Below are 17227 nucleotides of genomic sequence, written 5' to 3'. Positions count from 1 at the left end.
TTTCTTTAAGGATTGCCAATAGGTGAGGATTATGGGACTATAGTAGAAAAACAGCAAATGGGGAACAACAATACTATGTCGAATTTACCAAAATGTCCAAAATGTAATTCGGAATACACTTATGAGGATGGCAGCTTGCTCGTATGCCCGGAATGTGCCCATGAATGGAGTCTGGAAGCAGAGGCCGGGGACAGCGAAGATCAAAAGATTGTTAAAGACTCCAATGGAAATGTCCTGAACGATGGCGACACGATAACAGTGATTAAAGACCTGAAAGTTAAAGGAACGTCTTTGGTCGTGAAAATAGGCACAAAAGTAAAAAATATTCGTCTGATTGACGGAGATCATGATATTGACTGCAAAATTGACGGGTTTGGGGCCATGAAATTAAAATCAGAGTTTGTGAAAAAGGTATAAAAAGACAAAAGCGGCTTTAGCGATAACATTCGCTGGCCGCTTTTGTGCATCTTTCAACCCTTAATTTTTTTGAATGGGGATCTCTTTAGCAAGAAGTTCGCGGAATTCCGCTACATTGCTGAAAATTCCATCCGGCGAAACATCGTAGACCAGGCTCTGGTAAGTGGATAACCAGCGGACACCGTAAGTGCGCAGTCCGGCAGCCTTGCCTGCGAGGATGTCTGCATTGCTGTCACCTACGAATACAGCATCTGCCGGATCAAGGCCCAGTATGTTCAATGCTTTATGTATACCTTCGGGGTCTGGCTTGGGTCTATCCACGTCATCCCCTGTAATCGTGATATCAAAAAAGTCCGTCATGTTCAAAGCCCCGGTTGATATCTCAAACGCGCGTCTGCTTTTCCCCGTGATTACAGCAAGCTTCACACCTTGTCCCTTCAATAAATGAAGCAGATCCATAATTCCCTGGTCGGGTTGGAAATCTTCTTCAAAATGCCCCTGCTCATATAACGAGTAATAATCTTGAATACCTTGCAGAACGGAGGCTTTATCTTTGAAGTTGCCGCCAATGATGTCTTCCTCTGTCGGGCCAAACATGGCAACCAGTTCGTCATTCGTAACCTCTCGATTATCGTATTGCTTAAATACGGCTTTAAAGGCACTGAAGGATACCGGCAAAGTATCGGCAAGCGTCCCATCAAAATCAAATAATACGGCTTGAATTGACATATATAGAGCACCCCATAAATTAGTATAGGAAATAAAATACATTATATCAGAATCAATCGCTCCTTTGGATATACTCCAGAAATTCAAGGATGATTTCAGAAACAGCATCTTCTTTGGGCATGTGAATGAACTTGCTTATATTTACTATATCTTCCTTATAGAGCTGAATAAGCTCCAGCATCGCTTCCGGGTCCTTTTGCCTGACAGCCTGCATTAATTCCAGGATCTGGCGGTCTGTGATCATTTCAGCATCATCTTTGTTTTCCATAGTGAATTGCCCCTCTAGTTGAGCTATTTGATAGGAACTTATGTTCGCATATTAACATAATTTAAATCATTATTCAATATTTTGGGTGGGGTGTGAACCGCTTCATCCTGTTCCTCGACCCATGTGATTTAGGGTGATCTAAAGTGATATAATAGTGCCAGCTTCTAGCCGAATGACATGAAAGGAGGTTTCTTGTGCACCTATCTGTGTTTTACAATCATATTGTAAGGGCAAGCGAGCAAACCGGGCTGACATTGGAGGAAGTACTGGATAAAGCACAGGAGTTTGGCATCAGTGCGGTAGAGCTGGATCTTGAAGAGGCCTTAGGCTGCGGCAAAGAGGTCATGAAGAAACGGCTGGAACAAGCGGGTATTTCGGTCGCGTCGATGTATGGCTTTTTTGATTTTGGGAATGACCCCGATACCAATCCAGGGTTTGAATTTATCGACACGGCGGAATATTTGGGAGCGGGGAAAGTGCTCATGATCCCCGGATTCATTGATGAATCTGCAAGTGCCGAGGAGCGCAATAAGGCGCTGCATAATATGGCCGGGGCTTTGAAAGCGATTTGTGATTATGCTGAACGTAAACGCATTCTTGTGACGATGGAGGACTTCGATGACCTTCGCGCGCCGTTCTCCGGCTCGGAGGAACTGCTCTGGTTCCTGGAGCATGCGCCTAAGCTGCACATCACTTTTGATACAGGGAATTTCGTTTACCGTGGTGAGGATGAACTGGAAGCCTTTGAGAAGCTTAAGCATAGAGTCGTCCATGTCCACTGCAAAGACCGCTCACTGGATGAACAGAATGGCGGCATGCCGAAGCTGGCCATGAGTGGAGCGCGGCTGTTCCCATCGCCCGCCGGGTATGGCTTCATCCCGATTGAAGAGATTCTGACCCGGCTGAAGGCGAGCGGTTACGATGATACGCTGGCTATTGAGCATTTTGATGCTGTGGACCAGTTGGGCTACATGGAACAATCGGCGGAGTGGCTTCGTTCCGGCTGGGCTAAGCAGCCGGTCTAAAAACTTAAACACACATAAGAATGGCCATTTTACTTTGTAAAAGGAGGACTGGAATTGTTTGATACAGCTGACGATGGGCAATTGATTGAGCGCATAATGCAAAAAGACCCGGATGCCCTCGAAAGGCTTTACGACCGATATGAACAAGTAATCTATAGCTTTGCCTACCGGATAGTAAAGGACTCGATGGCGGCCGAGGAAGTGATGCAGGAGCTGTTCCTGCGTATTTGGAAGAATGCGGAGCACTTTGATGCGGCCAAGGGGAAGCTCACCACCTGGATGTTCACGGTGACCCGCAATATTGCCATAGCCCATCTTCGCAAGCGGAGCACAAGGGTTCCGCAGCAACCCGGATCAGAGAGTCTGGAGCTGATCCAGGATCAGGCGACGATGACCGAGGAAACGGCCGAGCTGCTGATGGCCGGGGAGCAGGTAAGGGCAGCACTGAGAGAGCTGAGCAGGGATCAGCAGCAGGCTCTGGATATGATCTATTATCAGGGCTTAACCCAGCAGGAGGCAGCAGACCTTGCATCCATTCCGCCGGGCACGGTTAAGAGCAGGGTAAGATTGGCAATGAAACAGCTCCAGAAGCGATTGAGCCATTGGGGAAGGAGGGAGTATGTTCATGACTGAAGAGGCGAACGATAGATGTGAACTGGTTGAATTGTATGTTCTGGAAGCCTTGCCTGAAGATGAAATGCAGAAATTCGAGGCTCATTTAATGGAGTGCACAGATTGTAGCAAGCGGGTGAAGGAATATCGCAGCGTGATGGACCTGCTTCCTCTTGCCTCAGAGCCTGTTCAGCTGCCCTCGGGAATGAAGTCACGGATAATGTCCCGGGTACTGGTAACGGATGCTCCGGCACAGGTCAAACGTTCAATAGAAGAGGAGCCGGTCCAGGCACTTCCTGTAGAACGGGAAGTGAAGACAGTGCCCCCGGCTGCGCCCGCCAAAAAAATCCCATTCTGGCGGTACGTAAGCCTGGGTCTTGCCGCAGCGGTGCTGATTATGATGATTTATGCGGGACAGCTGCGTCAGGATGTGGACCAGCTCCAGCAGCAGATTGCCGGCGGCACGAAGCCGGCACAGGAGCTTAAGGTTCATGAGTCGGTCGCACTGAGTCCGGCGGCCAAGGATATTGTGGCCAGCGGTTTGGCGACGATCGTCGTTGACAGCAGCGGCACCCATCTTGTCGTTCAAGCGGAGAATCTGCCGGAGCTGACAGGAACGGAAGTGTTTCAGGTATGGCTGATCAAGGGAGATGCCCCGCAGAATGCAGGAACCTTTGTATCACGCGCGGGGAATGGCGCGCTCTATTATTCATTCAAACCGCAGGAATACGATACAGTGGCGATCAGCCTTGAGCCAGATGCCAGTGGAGAAGCACCACGGGGGCAGATGGTCCTTACCGCACCGATAAAAAAAGGGTAACAGGGCAGGGAATTAAATTCCCCGATACCGAAGAAGACAAAGGGCCATCCAAGCGGATGGCCCTTGTTCCAAATATAAGTTAGTTTACGGATTAAGATGTGGGATTCGCTTGGAACAGACTGTTTTTGTACTGAATCAGCGGTGCCAGCCACACCATACCCGTGCCCCGGTATACATTGACCAGTCCCTCACCGGAGGCCGCAGAGCCCATCCGGGTTTTGCCGGATTTCTCCACGGTGAAGTCCAGGGAATTGGACCACATTAACGCAAAGTTTCCATCCACCTTCAGTACATCATTCTGCAATTCGATGACGACGGCTTCTTCGGAAGGAATGGGGGCTTCCAGTGCCAGAATGCCTTTTCCTTTGGCACTTAGATTAAACAGTCCTTCTCCTCCCAGTACGGCAGAGGATGCATTCTTACGCGCAGTGACAGCAACGTCCAGTGTCGACTCGCAAGCCAGGAACATGCCATCGTCAATGACGATATGGTCGTTGTCGACGTCAATCAGCCACAAATATTTATAGGTGGTCTCCAGCAGAATCGTTCCCGTACCTTTGTAAAGCGGTTTGATTGCCGTGGTGCCGGTCACCGCACTGGAGACGATGTTTCTCATGAGCCCTCCAACACCCTTAACCCCGGAGGTCATTTCAATATTGCCAATCATATATTGCATCGCCCCTGCGCCCAGCATAACCTCGCTGTTGCTCAGTTCAATCATAAGCTGCTTGTTGCGCATATTGCTTTTGCTCATGAAGAAGTTGTTTTGGGCTTCCAGCAGTGTGGTGCTGCTCAGATCCTCCTTATATTCGATGACCGTAAATCCGCCAAGCTGCTCCTTAATCACTACATTGCTGTTATCTTTCAGATTATTAATCGTGTAAGCCATAAGATACACTCCTCCACCCTCGCAGATATTGTGACAATACGCAGTTGCCTTCAAGGCATAGGTATTCGACAAGAAAGGGCAGTATCCTTGCTTTTCACTCTTGAATAATAACAATACGAAATATATAATATGGAGAATCTGACAAATGAGGTGAATGGATGTCTTTCCGTATCGTTCCGAGGAACTAGTAATCGGGCTGGGTAACACGCGTACCAGCTATCAAGGGGGCAGTCTGTCTTTTTGATCGACTATTACTAGCATTCGGAATGGTGTCGGGCAGTCATTTTACGGAGCCGGGACACTAAGCGGTTTAACTTTGGGCCACACATTTTTGAATTGTGGGGGTTCTCTGGAGTTGAACGGCGAGGGAAGTCCCGGCTTTTTTATATACTTCATTTGAAAGATTGGGGATATCTGTGATGTTGAGAAAATGTCTTGTCCATCTGAAAGGGTGGATTGTGCTGTACATCAGTTTAGGTTTTGCCATTCAATTCTTAAGTAGTCTGGGGATTGTGGTCTTTCAGGAGATCCTGGATAGGGCTGTGAAAGGAACATCTTTAGGAGAAATATCGGGCTTTATTGTGAGCTATGGGGTACTGCTGGGCCTGGTGGTCGTCCTTAACTATGTGGATGAATATCCAAGCGCTCATCTGTCGAACAGCATCACGGAGCGATTGAAGATCCTGGCGCTATCCAAAATATCCAAAATTGATTATCTGGCCTATCAGGAGATGGGTACGGGCCAAATGATCAAAGTGATTGAGAACGGCGCAGCGGCCGGCAACAGCATTATATACTCCTTTTTCCTCAAAACCCTGCATGAGCTGCTGCCCACGATCATCTTCAGCCTGATCTTCATCAGCTTCTACGATATGCGGATCATGCTGGTGATTGCTGCCGGCTATGTTGTGATCTTCCTGATCACAAACGTATTGCTCAAAGTTTTGTACCGGATCAAGTCAACCATACTTCAAGAGCAAGAAGCCATGTCCAGATATTCCATTCGTGGATTTATGGAGCTGGTCGTCTTCCGGACGAACAGAAAGTATGAGCAGGAGATCCGCAAAATAAGTGATACCGCAAGAAATATCATTCATAAAAGTGCTCAGCTGCAAATGATTCATGAGTCCTTTTTTGCAATCTTCGAACTGTTTATTACTGTCATCAAAGTGATTGTGCTGATCTACGGGGTGAGAAACGTGGTGTCAGGTCAGGCCTCTCTTGGGGTGATGGTCGCATTGTTTATGTTTATTGATAAAATATATACGCCGATTGCCATTTTCAATGTGCTGTTCGTGAATTATCGGCTGAATAAAGTAACCTACCAGCGGTTTGAGCAGTTCATCAATGCGCCGGAGGACCGGAATCTGGAAGCCGGAACAGCAGTTACAGAGCTGCGGGGTGCTTTTGAATTCAGAGATGTGTCTTTTGGGTATGGAGAGGTTCCGGTTCTGCGTCAATTATCCTTTTCGATTGCGCCCGGAACGTCGGTTGCTCTGGTGGGACTGAGCGGAAGCGGGAAATCGACGATCATCAAATTAATGGCCGGACTGTTAAAAAAGAGCGGAGGCCAGCTGCTGCTCGACGGCGTGGAGTTGGATCAGATTTGCCTGAACGGCTATTACGAACATATCTCCTATCTCTCTCAGGACAGTCCGATTTTTGACGATTCCATCCGGGGGAATATGGTGTTCGAGCAGAGCCATCCGGATGAAGAGCTGTATGCTGTGCTGGACAAGGTTCATTTGAAAGAGAAGGTGCTGCAGCTGCCGGAGCAGCTGGATACCCTGGTAGGGGAGAAAGGCCTCAAATTATCGGGAGGCGAAAGACAGCGTTTGGCCTTTGCCCGGGCTATTTTGCAGAAGCGAAATGTTGTCATTCTGGATGAACCGGTATCAGCCCTCGATAATATTACGGAGAAAAGCATCATGGAAACGGTCTTCCGCGAATTTCAGCACAAAACGGTGATCATTATAGCCCATAGGCTGAATTTTATTAAAGAGGTCGACAAAATTCTTGTGATGGAGAACGGCTGTCTTGCGGGCGAAGGGGATTTCGAGTCCTTAATGGAACATTGCGCTCCCTTCAGGGCCTTGTGGAATAATGGCAGGGTATCTAACCAAACTCTTCCCTTTGCGAAATCTTGAACAGTGCAGCAAAAATGGCAGTGACAATGGATAAGGTGATCAGATAGGACTGTGACATCGTCAACTCCGCAAACCAATATTCCCCGGCCAGCAGGAAGATGACATAAGCCAGACCCAGACCGAAGAGAAAGGAGCTTATTTCCCCGGCCTCTCTTTTTATGTTCAATTTCTGGGTAATCAGTGACAAAACTACGGACAGATCATACGTGATCACCATAAGCATACCGGCGGTATAGTAGGTGCGGTCCTCCATCGGAGCAACCCCTTGGTCGATAATACCTGCAAAAAACTTTGCGATAAGCATGGCCACGATCCAGGCGATCAGATGGGAAGCTGTTTCTATAAGAACATTTTTTGAATAGCTTCCTGCAGTGGCCTGCGCCTGTTTCTCCCAATAGGAATAAATGAGGATATACAGGGTAAGTCCTATGCAGCATGTATAGAAATATCCGGGTAATTCCCCTGAAAACAGTTCTGTCAGAAGTTTAATACCTGTCTTTAATACTTCTCCGATGATGGAAAACAAAATTACGGCCTCCCCAAACCTATGTGGTATAAGAACTATTGGTCAAATTTCAGGTTTTGCGGTTCCGGCGGAAAGACTTCTGCATCCACCAGGCCATCCGTTACCGGGATATCCTTGCCTACTTCTTCAAATTCACAATCTCCCAGCCATACCTTCCCGGGGCCTGTCAACAGGATTCCGATATTGATACATACGGCTTCGGGAGGTACATCCAGCACACAAGCGTAATGGTTCCATTCCGTGGTCCCCCGGATGCTTCTGTGCTGCATGTTGTCGAAGGCTAACAGGTTCTGCAGCTTATCATCAATCCGCATCCATAAACCGCACCAGTCGGTGACATTCTCCGTACTGACAAAGCCGGCAAACCGCATCCGCTTTCCCGTATACGGCTGGGCCTGGAATTGCTGCATCACTGTACCGAAATCATTGAACTCGAATGTTTCTCCGGCCGTAGACTGTAGACAGACAGAGGGGGTGGTCTTATAGTGGATTCGGGTATCCAGCGTCACGTTATACTTCTCCGGAGTCGTTCCGGTAACTTTCCAGCCTTTAATTTCTGACATTGTGTAGACCTCTCTTTCTTGAATAAGCAGTTTCATCTGCGCTCTGTATTGGGCAGGCGGTAAAGCATAAATTTCCTTAAAAGCTCTGGTAAAGGCCTCCTGGCTCTCAAAGCCATATTGCAACGCAATATCAAGAATGCGCTCCTCCGAATACAGCAGGAGATTTGCCGCACAGCTCAGCCTGCGGCTGCGGATATGCTCATAGACACTTTTGCCGACATATTTACGAAAAATACGGTGGAAGTGATACTTGGAGAACCCCGCTTCCTGTGCAATCCGTTCTAGGCTGAGCTTCTCTTCGAGATGCTGTTCAATATACTCAATGCTCGTATGGATCAAATGGTAGTACAGTATGTTCACCCCTTCCGGCAAGTAATACTATATAACATACATCTGAACCGATTTTGATAAATCTTGCTGTGATTTAAACATCATCTTGTGCGTCTTCCGGTGCAGTATAAAGTCCACTTCGTCCTTGGTTGGCTGGAATCAGGCTGGAAATGGTATAATTCCTATAAGTAGTAGTTATCGAACTGGGAGGCATAAATAATGAGTGAAAATCTGTTGGAACAACTGGAATTGTGGCATGAAGAAGACGAGATTCAGGAGATCGTCGATGCGATTGAGGAGATTGATCCGGAGGAACGGGACTATGTGCTGAATAGCCACTTGGGCAGAGCGCTGAATAATCTCGGACGTTATGAAGAGGCACTGGAGCTTTTTGAGGAAATCGCCGAAGAGGGTGAAGAGGATCCGCTGTGGCATTTCCGCGTGGGCTTCTGCCATTACTATCTGAAGCAATATGATGAAGCCATCAGAGCGTTTGAAATCGCTGACAAGCTGGACCCTGAGGATGAAGATACCCTGGAGTTTCTGGCACTCAGCCGCCGTAAAGCCGCTAAGAAGAAGTCCACTGTCAAGAAGCCTGTACAAAAATTCGATTTCTCGAACTTTTGGGATGACAGCGAGTATGCGCTCGATACCTACGTATCAGCGCCGCCTTCGGATGAGCTGATTGCTTCCGTGGAGGAAGAACTGGTCTTCAAACTGCCTGCGTTCTATACTTCCATGATGAAATTACATAACGGGGGGATTCCACACAACACGCGTATTCCTTTAGGACAAGAGTCTCTCGAAATTTCCGGTTTTCTGGGCATTGGACGGGATAAGAGTCAATCGCTGTGCGGCGCTGCGGGCAGCCGGGTTAGAATTGAAGAGGGCGGCTACCCTGAGATTGGTGTAGTCATTTGCGACACCCCTGCCGCAGAGCATGAAGTGGTAATGCTGGATTACCGCTCATCCGGGAATGACGGCGAACCGGAGGTTGTTCATGTGGACAAGGATAATAACTACAAGATCACGAAGCTGGCCAATAATTTTGAGGCCTTTATTCGCGGACTGGTGAGTGCGGAGAACTGAGTTGCCGGAGATAGAATCATGCAGTTCAGTGTAATGACGTCATGCTGAATAGTTGGAATGCAAAGGCCCCCATTAGGAGGGCCTTTTTGCAACTGATAAGAAAGGACATAGCCGGTTCTTCTGCACAGTAGACAAAAATTATAGCTGAACTCTGCCTAAACGGGGGGATTAAACTTTGCTATGATGACGGGGCAAGGCTTACACAACGGGAGGAAATACAATGTTGAATGTGTTTGATGTTGCCAAGACGCTTGTAAATCATATTGAAAAAGTTTATTCCGAAGATATCGCGCTGGTTGCTTATTACGGGTCATATGCTCAAGGGACGGCTACTAAACGCTCGGACCTGGACTTCTTTTTCATTCCGGCTACGCCTAAAGGTTACGGGGCAAGCATTCAGTTTATTATTGATGACATCAGTTTCGACTTTTGGCCAATCAGTTGGGAACGTGCGGCAAGCATGGCCTCATTTGAGGAATTCAAAACTTCGATTATCGCTGACTGCAAGCTGCTGTACGTACGCTCAGAGGAAGACCGTGAAAGACTCATGAAGCTGCGTGAACCTATTTCCAGCATGCAATCCCCCGAAAACAGAAGCAACAGGGTCGGAAAAGCAGAAGCCGAGTTCTGCAATGTATACACACACCTGTATAACCTTTGCCGCGCCGGTGCATCCGGGAATATAGCTTATTACAGAACAGAAGCGTACGGCGTATTAACGAGGGGGCTGCAAAGCCTGGCGTTGCTGAATGGAACATATTATAAAAGCGGCTTCGGCAAAAACCGGGAGCAAGTTCTCAGTCTTCCGTTACAACCGCCCCGCCTGGAGCCGCTGATGGAAACCATTATGCGCAGCAGCGTAACAAGCGAGATTGTAGAAGCTTGTGAGGAACTGGTAGCGGGTATATTTGCTATTCTGTCAGCGGAGCAGGAAATGGGCTATGACGCACCTTCTTACCCCGACCGCATGAAGGGTTGTTATGAAGAGGTGAAGGGCGTTCTGGACAAAATCATTACCGCTTGCGAAAGGAATGATTATGATACGGCATTCTTTTCCGCCATACAGGCACAGGAGGAGATCGCCAGCTTTTTATTTCTTGCCGAGACGGGAATCTGGCCCAGCGATTTGATGCTTCATTCGGCTTATGAGGACGTATACCGGCGGTTGGGATTCCCGGAGCTGGCTGGATTGCTGAACCCGGATGACCTATCGCCGTTACAAACCGCTGTGGAACGGTTAAATGCTGATTTGGAAGGGCTTTTCCGCTCCAAGGGAGTGGAGATCAACCGCTTCGCGGATATTGAAGAATTTCAAGCATTTCTAAAGGGAAAATACGCAACAGCATAATTTATTCTGCGGGAGCAAAGCACTCACCCTTAAAGGGATGGGTGCTTTTTGTGTCTTTTTGAAATCATAATCAATTTCGCTATATATAGAAAATATGGTAATTATGGGATTTAATCCGCATCCGCATTTAAACCTTCACAGTCTTTTTACATTCATCGGTATGCGTGAAAGGATCAATGCCGCTACCAGCAGGGCAAGGGCCACGAATACGCCGGACTCACCCGTCCATAACAGCACTTGATCCCCTTCAGAAAAGGTATCAAAGACATTTTGGATCACAGCATTCCAAGAAGCATGCAGGAAGATAGCAGGCCAGACGCTGCCGGTAGTGAGGCGGAGACGTCCAATGATATATCCGAATGAGGTTACTGTAACCATAAACAATACGATGGAGAGAGCGAGATAGGGGCCGGAATAATAGAGTCCAGCAATTATTAAGGGAAGATGCCATAGTCCCCAGATGATCCCGCTCGTCAATATCGGGTAAGGAACATGCGCATCAATCAGCCGTGTCAGCATATAACCCCGCCAGCCCAATTCCTCGCCGAGGCTGCCGATCAGCCCCATTGCGGTACCGGCGACCATCTGCACCAGCAGAAGTGCCGTGAAGACTACAGCAGGGGGAGCCTTAATATAGGTTTCAGGCGTAACATATTGCACGAGTCCAGTGATCCAGGCAATACCGTAGGCTACGAAGCCAATAAAGACAGGAAACAGAAGTACAAAAGGTAGTTTCTTTAACGATCGGCGTCCACCCACTCTTAAGGAGATATCAGCGATCCCTTCGCGCAGGATCAAACGGGCGAAGATTGAGGCAAGGCCCGGCGCCCACATCAGGAGCAGTATAAAAGCGGGGTTTTTCATACCCAAAATATAGCCGATGACAGAGATGGGAATGAGCAGGGTGAAAAAAACGAGAAGTCCCCGACGGGCAAATCGCATTCGTTCTTCCTGTCCGCCCGTAGCGGAGGCAGGTGTGCTGGCCAGTTTAATTTTCATGATTAACCCCTCTTTTTCCAATGTATGTATATCCATGGAATAGTATAGCAATCCCTCCACCCTGATCTGAACTAACCTCCGCCCAGTCTTTCTACTGGTCTGAGGCCCAGTAGAAATGGGGGTAGGAGTCTGGGCAGGGCACGTCAATGTTGGTGTTGGAGAGCTTCTGCGAGCTATAGCAGGGTTAATTTTGTGATGTTGGAATCAGTACAATCGGCGGGTCAATGCCCAGAAGAGCAGGGCCAATGCACTGACAACTGCGCCCAGCAAGCATACTCCATTCCAGCCCATGTGTTCATAGATCGTAGTCGACGCAATGGACCCGGTGGCGCTGCCAATAGAATAAAAAATCATGTAACCGGCGGTAAGCCGGCTTCGCGCTTCAGGCCGCACAGAGAGAATCATGCTCTGGTTGGTGACATGTACCGCTTGCACTGCCAGATCAAGCAGGAGGATACCAGCGATTAAGGCCCAAAGTGAATGTTCGGTATAACTGATAGGCAGCCATGACACAAGCAGCAGAATCAGTGCCGCGCCAGTGGTCCGCTGTCCTAACCCCAGATCCGCAAGCCGCCCTGCCCGCGCTGCCGCTAACGCCCCGGCGGCTCCCGCAAGGCCAAACGCTCCAATCGCAGTGTGTGAAAGAGAAAGCGGCGGAGCACTAAGCGGCAGCACAAGCGAGGTCCATAAAATACTGAAAGCAGTGAAAATCATCAGGGCAAGGGCAGCGCGAATGCGCAGGACCCGTTCCTGTAAAAACAAGGTGAGTGTAGAGCGCAGCAGCTGCAAATAGGATAATGACTCTCTTTCATGCTCATCATGAGGCAGTACCCGGAACAATACGCCAGCCATAAGCAGCGATAATCCGGCAGAGACTATGTAAACAGAGCGCCAGCCGGCTAAATCCGTCAATAGGCCGGCAAACGTCCGTGCAAGCAGAATGCCGATGACGATTCCACTGGTTACGAGACCGACGACACGTCCGCGCTCGGCTGGTGCCGCAAGGGTTGCCGCGAACGCAACGAGCGTCTGCGTCACTACGGCGAGCAGGCCAACAATGGCCATACCTATGAATAATACGATGCTGGAAGAGGCAGTCCCCACCACAATTAAAGCCAGGACGGATAAAAGCATCTGTCCGGCGATCAGCGAGCGGCGGTTCAGAAGATCACCGAGCGGCACCAGCAGCAGCAGCCCCAGGGCGTAACATGCTTGTGTGATTGTAATAACGATTCCGGCGGATGAATGGGGGATGCGGAACTCATCCGCAATAGCGTCAAGCAAAGGCTGTGCGTAATAAATATTGGCAACAGCAAGCCCGCAGGCGATGGCAAACAAGAGCGGCACGTAACGGGGGATTGCAGAGCGGGGGGCTTCTGCTTGAGCTGGCTCCCATCCGGTGCCTGTATTCTCTACTGCAATCAACTTCGTTTCTGCATTAAGCTTCTTCAAAGCTTATACCTCCATGAATTTAGTATTGAGCAATTTAATAATAACATACTGATTGGTACGTAATTGGTCTTAGAAAATATACTGCTATAAAATGCTATTTGTCAAGGACTTAAAGGGAAATTATGCGGGAGGCGAGCTAAAAAATGTGGATTATTGATAAGTAATCTATGGTATTATAGACGAATAACATACCGTTCGATACGTAAAGGGGTGCATTATGGCTAGGCTTCGCGAATTTAATGAGGAAAAGGCACTGGATGCAGCTATGCAGCTATTTTGGGAAAAGGGGTTCGAAGCGACCTCATTAAGCGATTTAACATCCGCTATGGGCATTCAGCGGCCAAGCATCTATTCGGCCTTTGGAGATAAAAAAGGACTATTTGAGGCAGCTTTGCGGAAATACACAAGTGCCCACGCTTCTGATGTTCGTGCCAGCCTTCAAAAGAATGTAACGGTTAGAGAGGCGTTCCGTGATTTTTTTGATGCTCTGGTGGCAAAAGAATATGGAAATGGTGCGAATTGGGGGTGTTTTTGCATCAATTCAATGGTGGAGCTTGCACCTCATGATGAGAAGTTTGAAATCCTGACGAGGGAGCACCAGATGTATCTTTCGGTAATATTTCAGGAAACGATTGAACGAGGGGTGCGTTCAGGCGAGCTGGATGCCTCTATTAACGCCAAAAGTTTGGCACAGACACTGGTCGTGTCACTGATAGGACTCACGGTAATGCTGAAATCCCGTCCTGAACGGTCATTCGCCGATAATTTTGTGAAAGAGATCCTTACATTGCTCAAATAATCATCTGGTCCGCAGCGCATCCCTACAGGGGAGGATTCTCAAGCCCTGCTGTTTCTTTTGAACCCGTTTGGAAATAATGGGGGGGAGGAGGATTGAAGATGAACTATGTAGAAATTCTAATGCGGACCATTCTCGCAGTGGGACTGCTGCTGCTCATTCCCCGAATCTTAGGGAAGCAGACCCTTTCGAGCATGACGTCGAACGATTTCGTGACCAGCATTACGCTGGGCTCCCTGGCGGCCAACCTGGCCTTCAATATTAGCCTGAAATCCTCATATCTTGTCCTGTCTCTGGTTGTTATTACAGCCATCTCGTTCCTGCTCTCCTTCATTGCGCTCAAAAGCCGCAGCCTGCGCAGCTGGATCTCCGGCTCCCCCACCGTGCTGATCGAGGACGGCAAAATCATGGAGGCCAACATGCGTAAGATCCACTATACGCTGGATTCGCTGGACCAGGCGCTGAGAGAGAAGGATATTTTTAATATTGAAGAGGTCGAATATGCGGTGCTTGAGGATAACGGACAGGTCTCTGTTCTGAAGAAGGAAGCATATCAGTTCGTCACGAAGCAGGATCTGGGGCTGGCGCTGCAATCGCAGGTTTTTCCCGTGGAGCTGATTATGGATGGCGTGCTGGTGGAGGACAACCTGAAGCGGAACGGGCTGACCCGGGAGTGGCTGGAGAATGAGCTGAGGCAGAAGCGGAAAGGGAAGTCGCTGGCCGATGTGTTCTATGCGGTAAGAGGCACGCAGCAGCAGGTGGTGTTCGATTTCTATGAGGACGGGATACAGCAGCCGCTGGATCAGGAATAATCTCCTTCAGAAAAGCCATCAGCTTGTTCCATTCATCAGAGTGTGCTCATATGGAAGTATTTTGCATAACTTTTTTATTGGCTTTTGAAATTATGACTGCTATATTTGAAAATACTATGTTAGAGAGGGTAAGCAGCTGAGGTGTCGGCATAAAAGGATGAGAGGCGGAATTACATGCAACAAGTATTAGAGGGTATCAGTCTAACAAACGATTTTTTATGGTCTAAGCTTCTGATTGTTCTTCTTATTGGTTGTGGTTTTTATTTCACCATTCGATCGAGATTTGTACAATTGGGCATGTTCAAGGAAATGTTTGTTGTTCTAAAAGAGTCTAATGTTAAATCTAAAGACAGCATCTCATCGTTCCAGGCATTCTGTATCAGCATGGCAGCCAGGGTGGGGACAGGCAATATAACAGGAATTGCAATTGCAATTGCCTTAGGTGGGCCGGGCGCTGTCTTCTGGATGTGGGTTATTGCGATTATTGGTTCAGCATCCAGCTTTATTGAGAGTACTTTAGCACAGGTGTATAAAGTTAGAGATAAAACGGGATTTCGTGGGGGGCCTGCTTATTATATGGAGCAAGGCTTGAAGAAACGTTGGATGGGATCTTTATTTGCCGTGCTGATCACGTTGTCTTTCGGCCTCGTCTTTAACGCGGTCCAGTCCAATACGATTACCGTTGCTTTTGAAAATTCATTCGGCACCAATCGTTTTATTGTGGGGCTTCTAATGGCTGTTGCGTTTGCAAGTATTATCTTTGGCGGCATCAAACGTATTGCCAAATTGTCCGAGTATATTGTAGTCTTTATGGCCGTGATTTACATCGCTGTTGCCTTATGCATTGTGCTGATTAACATTACCAAAATGCCGGAGGTTCTGGCGCTTATTGTGAAGGGTGCATTCGGATTTGAGCAAGTCATAGGAGGGTCTCTTGGGGCGGTGATTCTGCAAGGGGTGAAGCGTGGTTTGTTCTCGAACGAAGCGGGAATGGGAAGTGCGCCGAATGCTGCAGCAACGGCAACGACAAGTCATCCCGTAAAACAAGGACTTATGCAAGCGTTCGGTGTGCTTACAGATACGTTGCTTATTTGTTCGAGCACCGCCTTCATTATTTTGCTATCCGATGCGTATAAGCAGCCTGGGCTGGATGGCATCAAGCTTACGCAAGCTGCACTAAGCGAGCATATCGGTTCTTGGGCATCTGGTTCTCTGGCTATCATGGTGTTCTTATTTGCGTTCAGCACGTTAATTGGAAATTATTATTACGGAGAAACGAATATAGAGTTCTTAAACTCAAAGAAATCAGTAGTCATATTCTACAGATACAGTGTTTTGGCCATGATTATATTCGGTTCGGTTGCCAAGGTTCAACTGGTATGGGATTTGGCTGACTTATTTATGGGGCTCATGGTGGTAGTTAATTTGATTGCCATCCTTCTCCTATCCAAAGTAGCCTTTGCTGCCCTTCATGATTACAAGCGGCAGAAACAGGCTGGGAAAAACCCGGTCTTTGTTAAAGATAGTATTAAAGGCCTGGATCACATTGAATGTTGGGAGAACACGTCAGGTATGGAAGGGTAATAGATGGTTAAAGCCCAGGGCTCCGGTAACGGAGCCTTTGTGTTATTGGGCATTAATAGCCAAGCAGGTTACAGCACGTTTATTACCAGCATTACCACGCGTAAACCCCATTCACATCCAAAAACTCTCCGTTATGGCGTTTGCCATCCGTGGCATAGCCCACAATAATGGACGCCCCAGCTTCTTTGGATTTCCCGCCTTCCGCATTACCATTCAGATCCGTCTTCGTGAAGCCGGGGGTTACTGCGAATACCTGAGCTTTGCTGTGTTGGAGTTCTATGGCCATGGCTACAGTCATCGCATTGTTTGCGGTTTTGGAGGAATTGTAGTCAAACGCATTCAGTGCGTATTCCGAATTCTGCATGAAGTGCAGTGACGCCATATCGGTGGAGACATTCACAATCGTTCCTTCATTCTCTTTAATTATGGAAAAAAGCCGTTGGTTCAAGCGGAAGGTGCCGAAGAAATTCACCTCAAAAGCGCTCCGCAAATGCTCCTCCCGGGTATCGCTGAATGAACCGGAGAACGCCCCCGGCATGCCGGCATTGTTAATGATAAGCGTCAGATCAGAATAATCGCTGCGAATCGTATCGGCTGCCTGCTCAATACTTTCGAGATTCGTCATGTCAATGGGTAAGAACTCCACATCCAGCCCTTGGCTGGTTAATTTAGAAGCTGCGTCCTTCCCCCGTTCGATGCTGCGTGCGCCAAGCAATATCCTCCATCCGGCTTCACCAAGCTGTCTTGCGATTTCAAAGCCGATCCCTTTATTGGCACCTGTTACAAAAGCGGTTTTTGTCATCTTCATCCTTCTTTCTGCA

At 48.2% G+C, this 17227-nt stretch carries 18 protein-coding genes; 10 read left to right on the top strand and 8 right to left on the bottom strand.

From position 1 onward, the window contains the following. Nucleotides 1-75 precede the first annotated feature (75 nt). Nucleotides 76-417: a zinc ribbon domain-containing protein YjdM gene (locus NST07_RS33310; RefSeq protein ID WP_341097822.1), complete on the top strand. Its 342-nt coding sequence runs from the start codon at nucleotides 76-78 to the stop codon at nucleotides 415-417. 60 nt (nucleotides 418-477) lie between these two features. Here the strand turns inward: NST07_RS33310 and NST07_RS33305 are convergent, their stop codons facing one another. Both NST07_RS33305 and NST07_RS33300 read right to left on the bottom strand, forming a co-directional pair. Further along, a complete protein-coding gene (locus tag NST07_RS33305; protein ID WP_341380186.1) occupies nucleotides 478-1146 on the bottom strand; it encodes an HAD family hydrolase in 669 nt (222 codons plus the stop codon). Between the two features lie 52 nt (nucleotides 1147-1198). After that, complete coding sequence (locus NST07_RS33300; RefSeq protein ID WP_341097272.1) at nucleotides 1199-1414, bottom strand: hypothetical protein; 216 nt, start codon at nucleotides 1412-1414, stop codon at nucleotides 1199-1201. A 194-nt stretch (nucleotides 1415-1608) separates the two neighbouring features. Between NST07_RS33300 and NST07_RS33295 the strand changes: the two genes are divergently transcribed. Genes NST07_RS33295 through NST07_RS33285 form a run of 3 tightly spaced genes read left to right on the top strand, consistent with a single transcriptional unit; the run spans nucleotide 1609 to nucleotide 3871 of the window. Then, nucleotides 1609-2439, top strand: coding sequence for a sugar phosphate isomerase/epimerase (locus NST07_RS33295; RefSeq protein ID WP_341380184.1), 831 nt, complete (start codon nucleotides 1609-1611; stop codon nucleotides 2437-2439). Nucleotides 2440-2493: 54 nt separating this feature from the next. After that, nucleotides 2494-3072, top strand: coding sequence for an RNA polymerase sigma factor (locus tag NST07_RS33290; RefSeq protein ID WP_342480837.1), 579 nt, complete (start codon nucleotides 2494-2496; stop codon nucleotides 3070-3072). Next, nucleotides 3065-3871: an anti-sigma factor gene (locus tag NST07_RS33285; protein WP_341097267.1), complete on the top strand. Its 807-nt coding sequence runs from the start codon at nucleotides 3065-3067 to the stop codon at nucleotides 3869-3871. The genes NST07_RS33290 and NST07_RS33285 overlap by 8 nt, the downstream gene beginning before the upstream one ends. A gap of 91 nt (nucleotides 3872-3962) precedes the next feature. Here NST07_RS33285 and NST07_RS33280 read toward each other — a convergent pair whose 3' ends face one another. Beyond that, entirely contained in the window at nucleotides 3963-4760 is a 798-nt protein-coding gene (locus NST07_RS33280; protein WP_341097264.1) for an AIM24 family protein, read from the bottom strand. Nucleotides 4761-5179: 419 nt separating this feature from the next. Between NST07_RS33280 and NST07_RS33275 the strand changes: the two genes are divergently transcribed. Further along, complete coding sequence (locus NST07_RS33275; protein ID WP_342480836.1) at nucleotides 5180-6907, top strand: ABC transporter ATP-binding protein; 1728 nt, start codon at nucleotides 5180-5182, stop codon at nucleotides 6905-6907. Here NST07_RS33275 and NST07_RS33270 read toward each other — a convergent pair. Further along, nucleotides 6876-7433 carry a DUF5823 family protein gene (locus NST07_RS33270; RefSeq protein WP_342480835.1) on the bottom strand — a complete coding sequence of 186 codons (558 nt, stop codon included), beginning with the start codon at nucleotides 7431-7433 and terminating at the stop codon, nucleotides 6876-6878. The two genes, NST07_RS33275 and NST07_RS33270, sit on opposite strands and share 32 nt — an antisense overlap. A 35-nt stretch (nucleotides 7434-7468) precedes the next feature. Next, on the bottom strand, nucleotides 7469-8335 hold the full coding sequence (locus NST07_RS33265; protein WP_342480834.1) for an AraC family transcriptional regulator: 867 nt from the start codon (nucleotides 8333-8335) through the stop codon (nucleotides 7469-7471). 210 nt (nucleotides 8336-8545) lie between these two features. Between NST07_RS33265 and NST07_RS33260 the strand changes: the two genes are divergently transcribed. Together NST07_RS33260 and NST07_RS33255 are read left to right on the top strand one after the other, a co-directional pair. After that, a complete protein-coding gene (locus NST07_RS33260) occupies nucleotides 8546-9415 on the top strand; it encodes an SMI1/KNR4 family protein (protein ID WP_342480833.1) in 870 nt (289 codons plus the stop codon). A gap of 220 nt (nucleotides 9416-9635) precedes the next feature. Further along, nucleotides 9636-10763 (top strand): nucleotidyltransferase domain-containing protein, encoded by a 1128-nt coding sequence (locus NST07_RS33255; RefSeq protein WP_341097255.1) that lies wholly within the window; start codon nucleotides 9636-9638, stop codon nucleotides 10761-10763. A 135-nt stretch (nucleotides 10764-10898) separates the two neighbouring features. On the opposite strand, the gene NST07_RS33250 is transcribed toward NST07_RS33255, so the two are convergent. After that, nucleotides 10899-11762, bottom strand: a complete 864-nt coding sequence (locus NST07_RS33250; protein WP_341097254.1) for a type II CAAX endopeptidase family protein — start codon at nucleotides 11760-11762, stop codon at nucleotides 10899-10901. Between the two features lie 204 nt (nucleotides 11763-11966). Continuing rightward, nucleotides 11967-13121: an MFS transporter gene (locus tag NST07_RS33245; protein WP_342481999.1), complete on the bottom strand. Its 1155-nt coding sequence runs from the start codon at nucleotides 13119-13121 to the stop codon at nucleotides 11967-11969. Nucleotides 13122-13431: 310 nt separating this feature from the next. Here NST07_RS33245 and NST07_RS33240 point away from each other — a divergent pair, with 310 nt between their 5' ends. From NST07_RS33240 to NST07_RS33230, 3 genes are all read left to right on the top strand, one after another. Next, nucleotides 13432-14013: a TetR/AcrR family transcriptional regulator gene (locus NST07_RS33240; protein WP_342480832.1), complete on the top strand. Its 582-nt coding sequence runs from the start codon at nucleotides 13432-13434 to the stop codon at nucleotides 14011-14013. A gap of 98 nt (nucleotides 14014-14111) precedes the next feature. Further along, nucleotides 14112-14822, top strand: coding sequence for a DUF421 domain-containing protein (locus NST07_RS33235; protein ID WP_341097249.1), 711 nt, complete (start codon nucleotides 14112-14114; stop codon nucleotides 14820-14822). Between the two features lie 174 nt (nucleotides 14823-14996). Then, a complete protein-coding gene (locus NST07_RS33230; RefSeq protein WP_341097248.1) occupies nucleotides 14997-16406 on the top strand; it encodes an alanine/glycine:cation symporter family protein in 1410 nt (469 codons plus the stop codon). A gap of 91 nt (nucleotides 16407-16497) precedes the next feature. Here the strand turns inward: NST07_RS33230 and NST07_RS33225 are convergent, their stop codons facing one another. Next, nucleotides 16498-17208, bottom strand: a complete 711-nt coding sequence (locus tag NST07_RS33225) for an SDR family NAD(P)-dependent oxidoreductase (RefSeq protein ID WP_341097247.1) — start codon at nucleotides 17206-17208, stop codon at nucleotides 16498-16500. Between the last annotated feature and the right edge of the window lie 19 nt (nucleotides 17209-17227).

This window comes from Paenibacillus sp. FSL L8-0340 (assembly GCF_038593145.1).
Lineage (GTDB): Bacteria > Bacillota > Bacilli > Paenibacillales > Paenibacillaceae > Paenibacillus_AQ.
The sequence above is the reverse complement of the archived record's forward strand: the minus strand, read 5'-3'. Positions and strand labels throughout refer to the sequence as shown.

What these genes read in the sequence shown, in the direction of transcription:
- NST07_RS33310 (WP_341097822.1), top strand. Translation starts at nt 76, where the DNA reads ATGTCGAATTTACCAAAATGTCCAAAATGTAATTCGGAATACACTTAT.
- NST07_RS33305 (WP_341380186.1), bottom strand. Translation starts at nt 1,146, where the DNA reads ATGTCAATTCAAGCCGTATTATTTGATTTTGATGGGACGCTTGCCGAT.
- NST07_RS33300 (WP_341097272.1), bottom strand. Translation starts at nt 1,414, where the DNA reads ATGGAAAACAAAGATGATGCTGAAATGATCACAGACCGCCAGATCCTG.
- NST07_RS33285 (WP_341097267.1), top strand. Translation starts at nt 3,065, where the DNA reads ATGACTGAAGAGGCGAACGATAGATGTGAACTGGTTGAATTGTATGTT.
- NST07_RS33280 (WP_341097264.1), bottom strand. Translation starts at nt 4,760, where the DNA reads ATGGCTTACACGATTAATAATCTGAAAGATAACAGCAATGTAGTGATT.
- NST07_RS33275 (WP_342480836.1), top strand. Translation starts at nt 5,180, where the DNA reads ATGTTGAGAAAATGTCTTGTCCATCTGAAAGGGTGGATTGTGCTGTAC.
- NST07_RS33260 (WP_342480833.1), top strand. Translation starts at nt 8,546, where the DNA reads ATGAGTGAAAATCTGTTGGAACAACTGGAATTGTGGCATGAAGAAGAC.
- NST07_RS33255 (WP_341097255.1), top strand. Translation starts at nt 9,636, where the DNA reads ATGTTGAATGTGTTTGATGTTGCCAAGACGCTTGTAAATCATATTGAA.
- NST07_RS33250 (WP_341097254.1), bottom strand. Translation starts at nt 11,762, where the DNA reads ATGAAAATTAAACTGGCCAGCACACCTGCCTCCGCTACGGGCGGACAG.
- NST07_RS33240 (WP_342480832.1), top strand. Translation starts at nt 13,432, where the DNA reads ATGGCTAGGCTTCGCGAATTTAATGAGGAAAAGGCACTGGATGCAGCT.
- NST07_RS33235 (WP_341097249.1), top strand. Translation starts at nt 14,112, where the DNA reads ATGAACTATGTAGAAATTCTAATGCGGACCATTCTCGCAGTGGGACTG.
- NST07_RS33230 (WP_341097248.1), top strand. Translation starts at nt 14,997, where the DNA reads ATGCAACAAGTATTAGAGGGTATCAGTCTAACAAACGATTTTTTATGG.
- NST07_RS33225 (WP_341097247.1), bottom strand. Translation starts at nt 17,208, where the DNA reads ATGACAAAAACCGCTTTTGTAACAGGTGCCAATAAAGGGATCGGCTTT.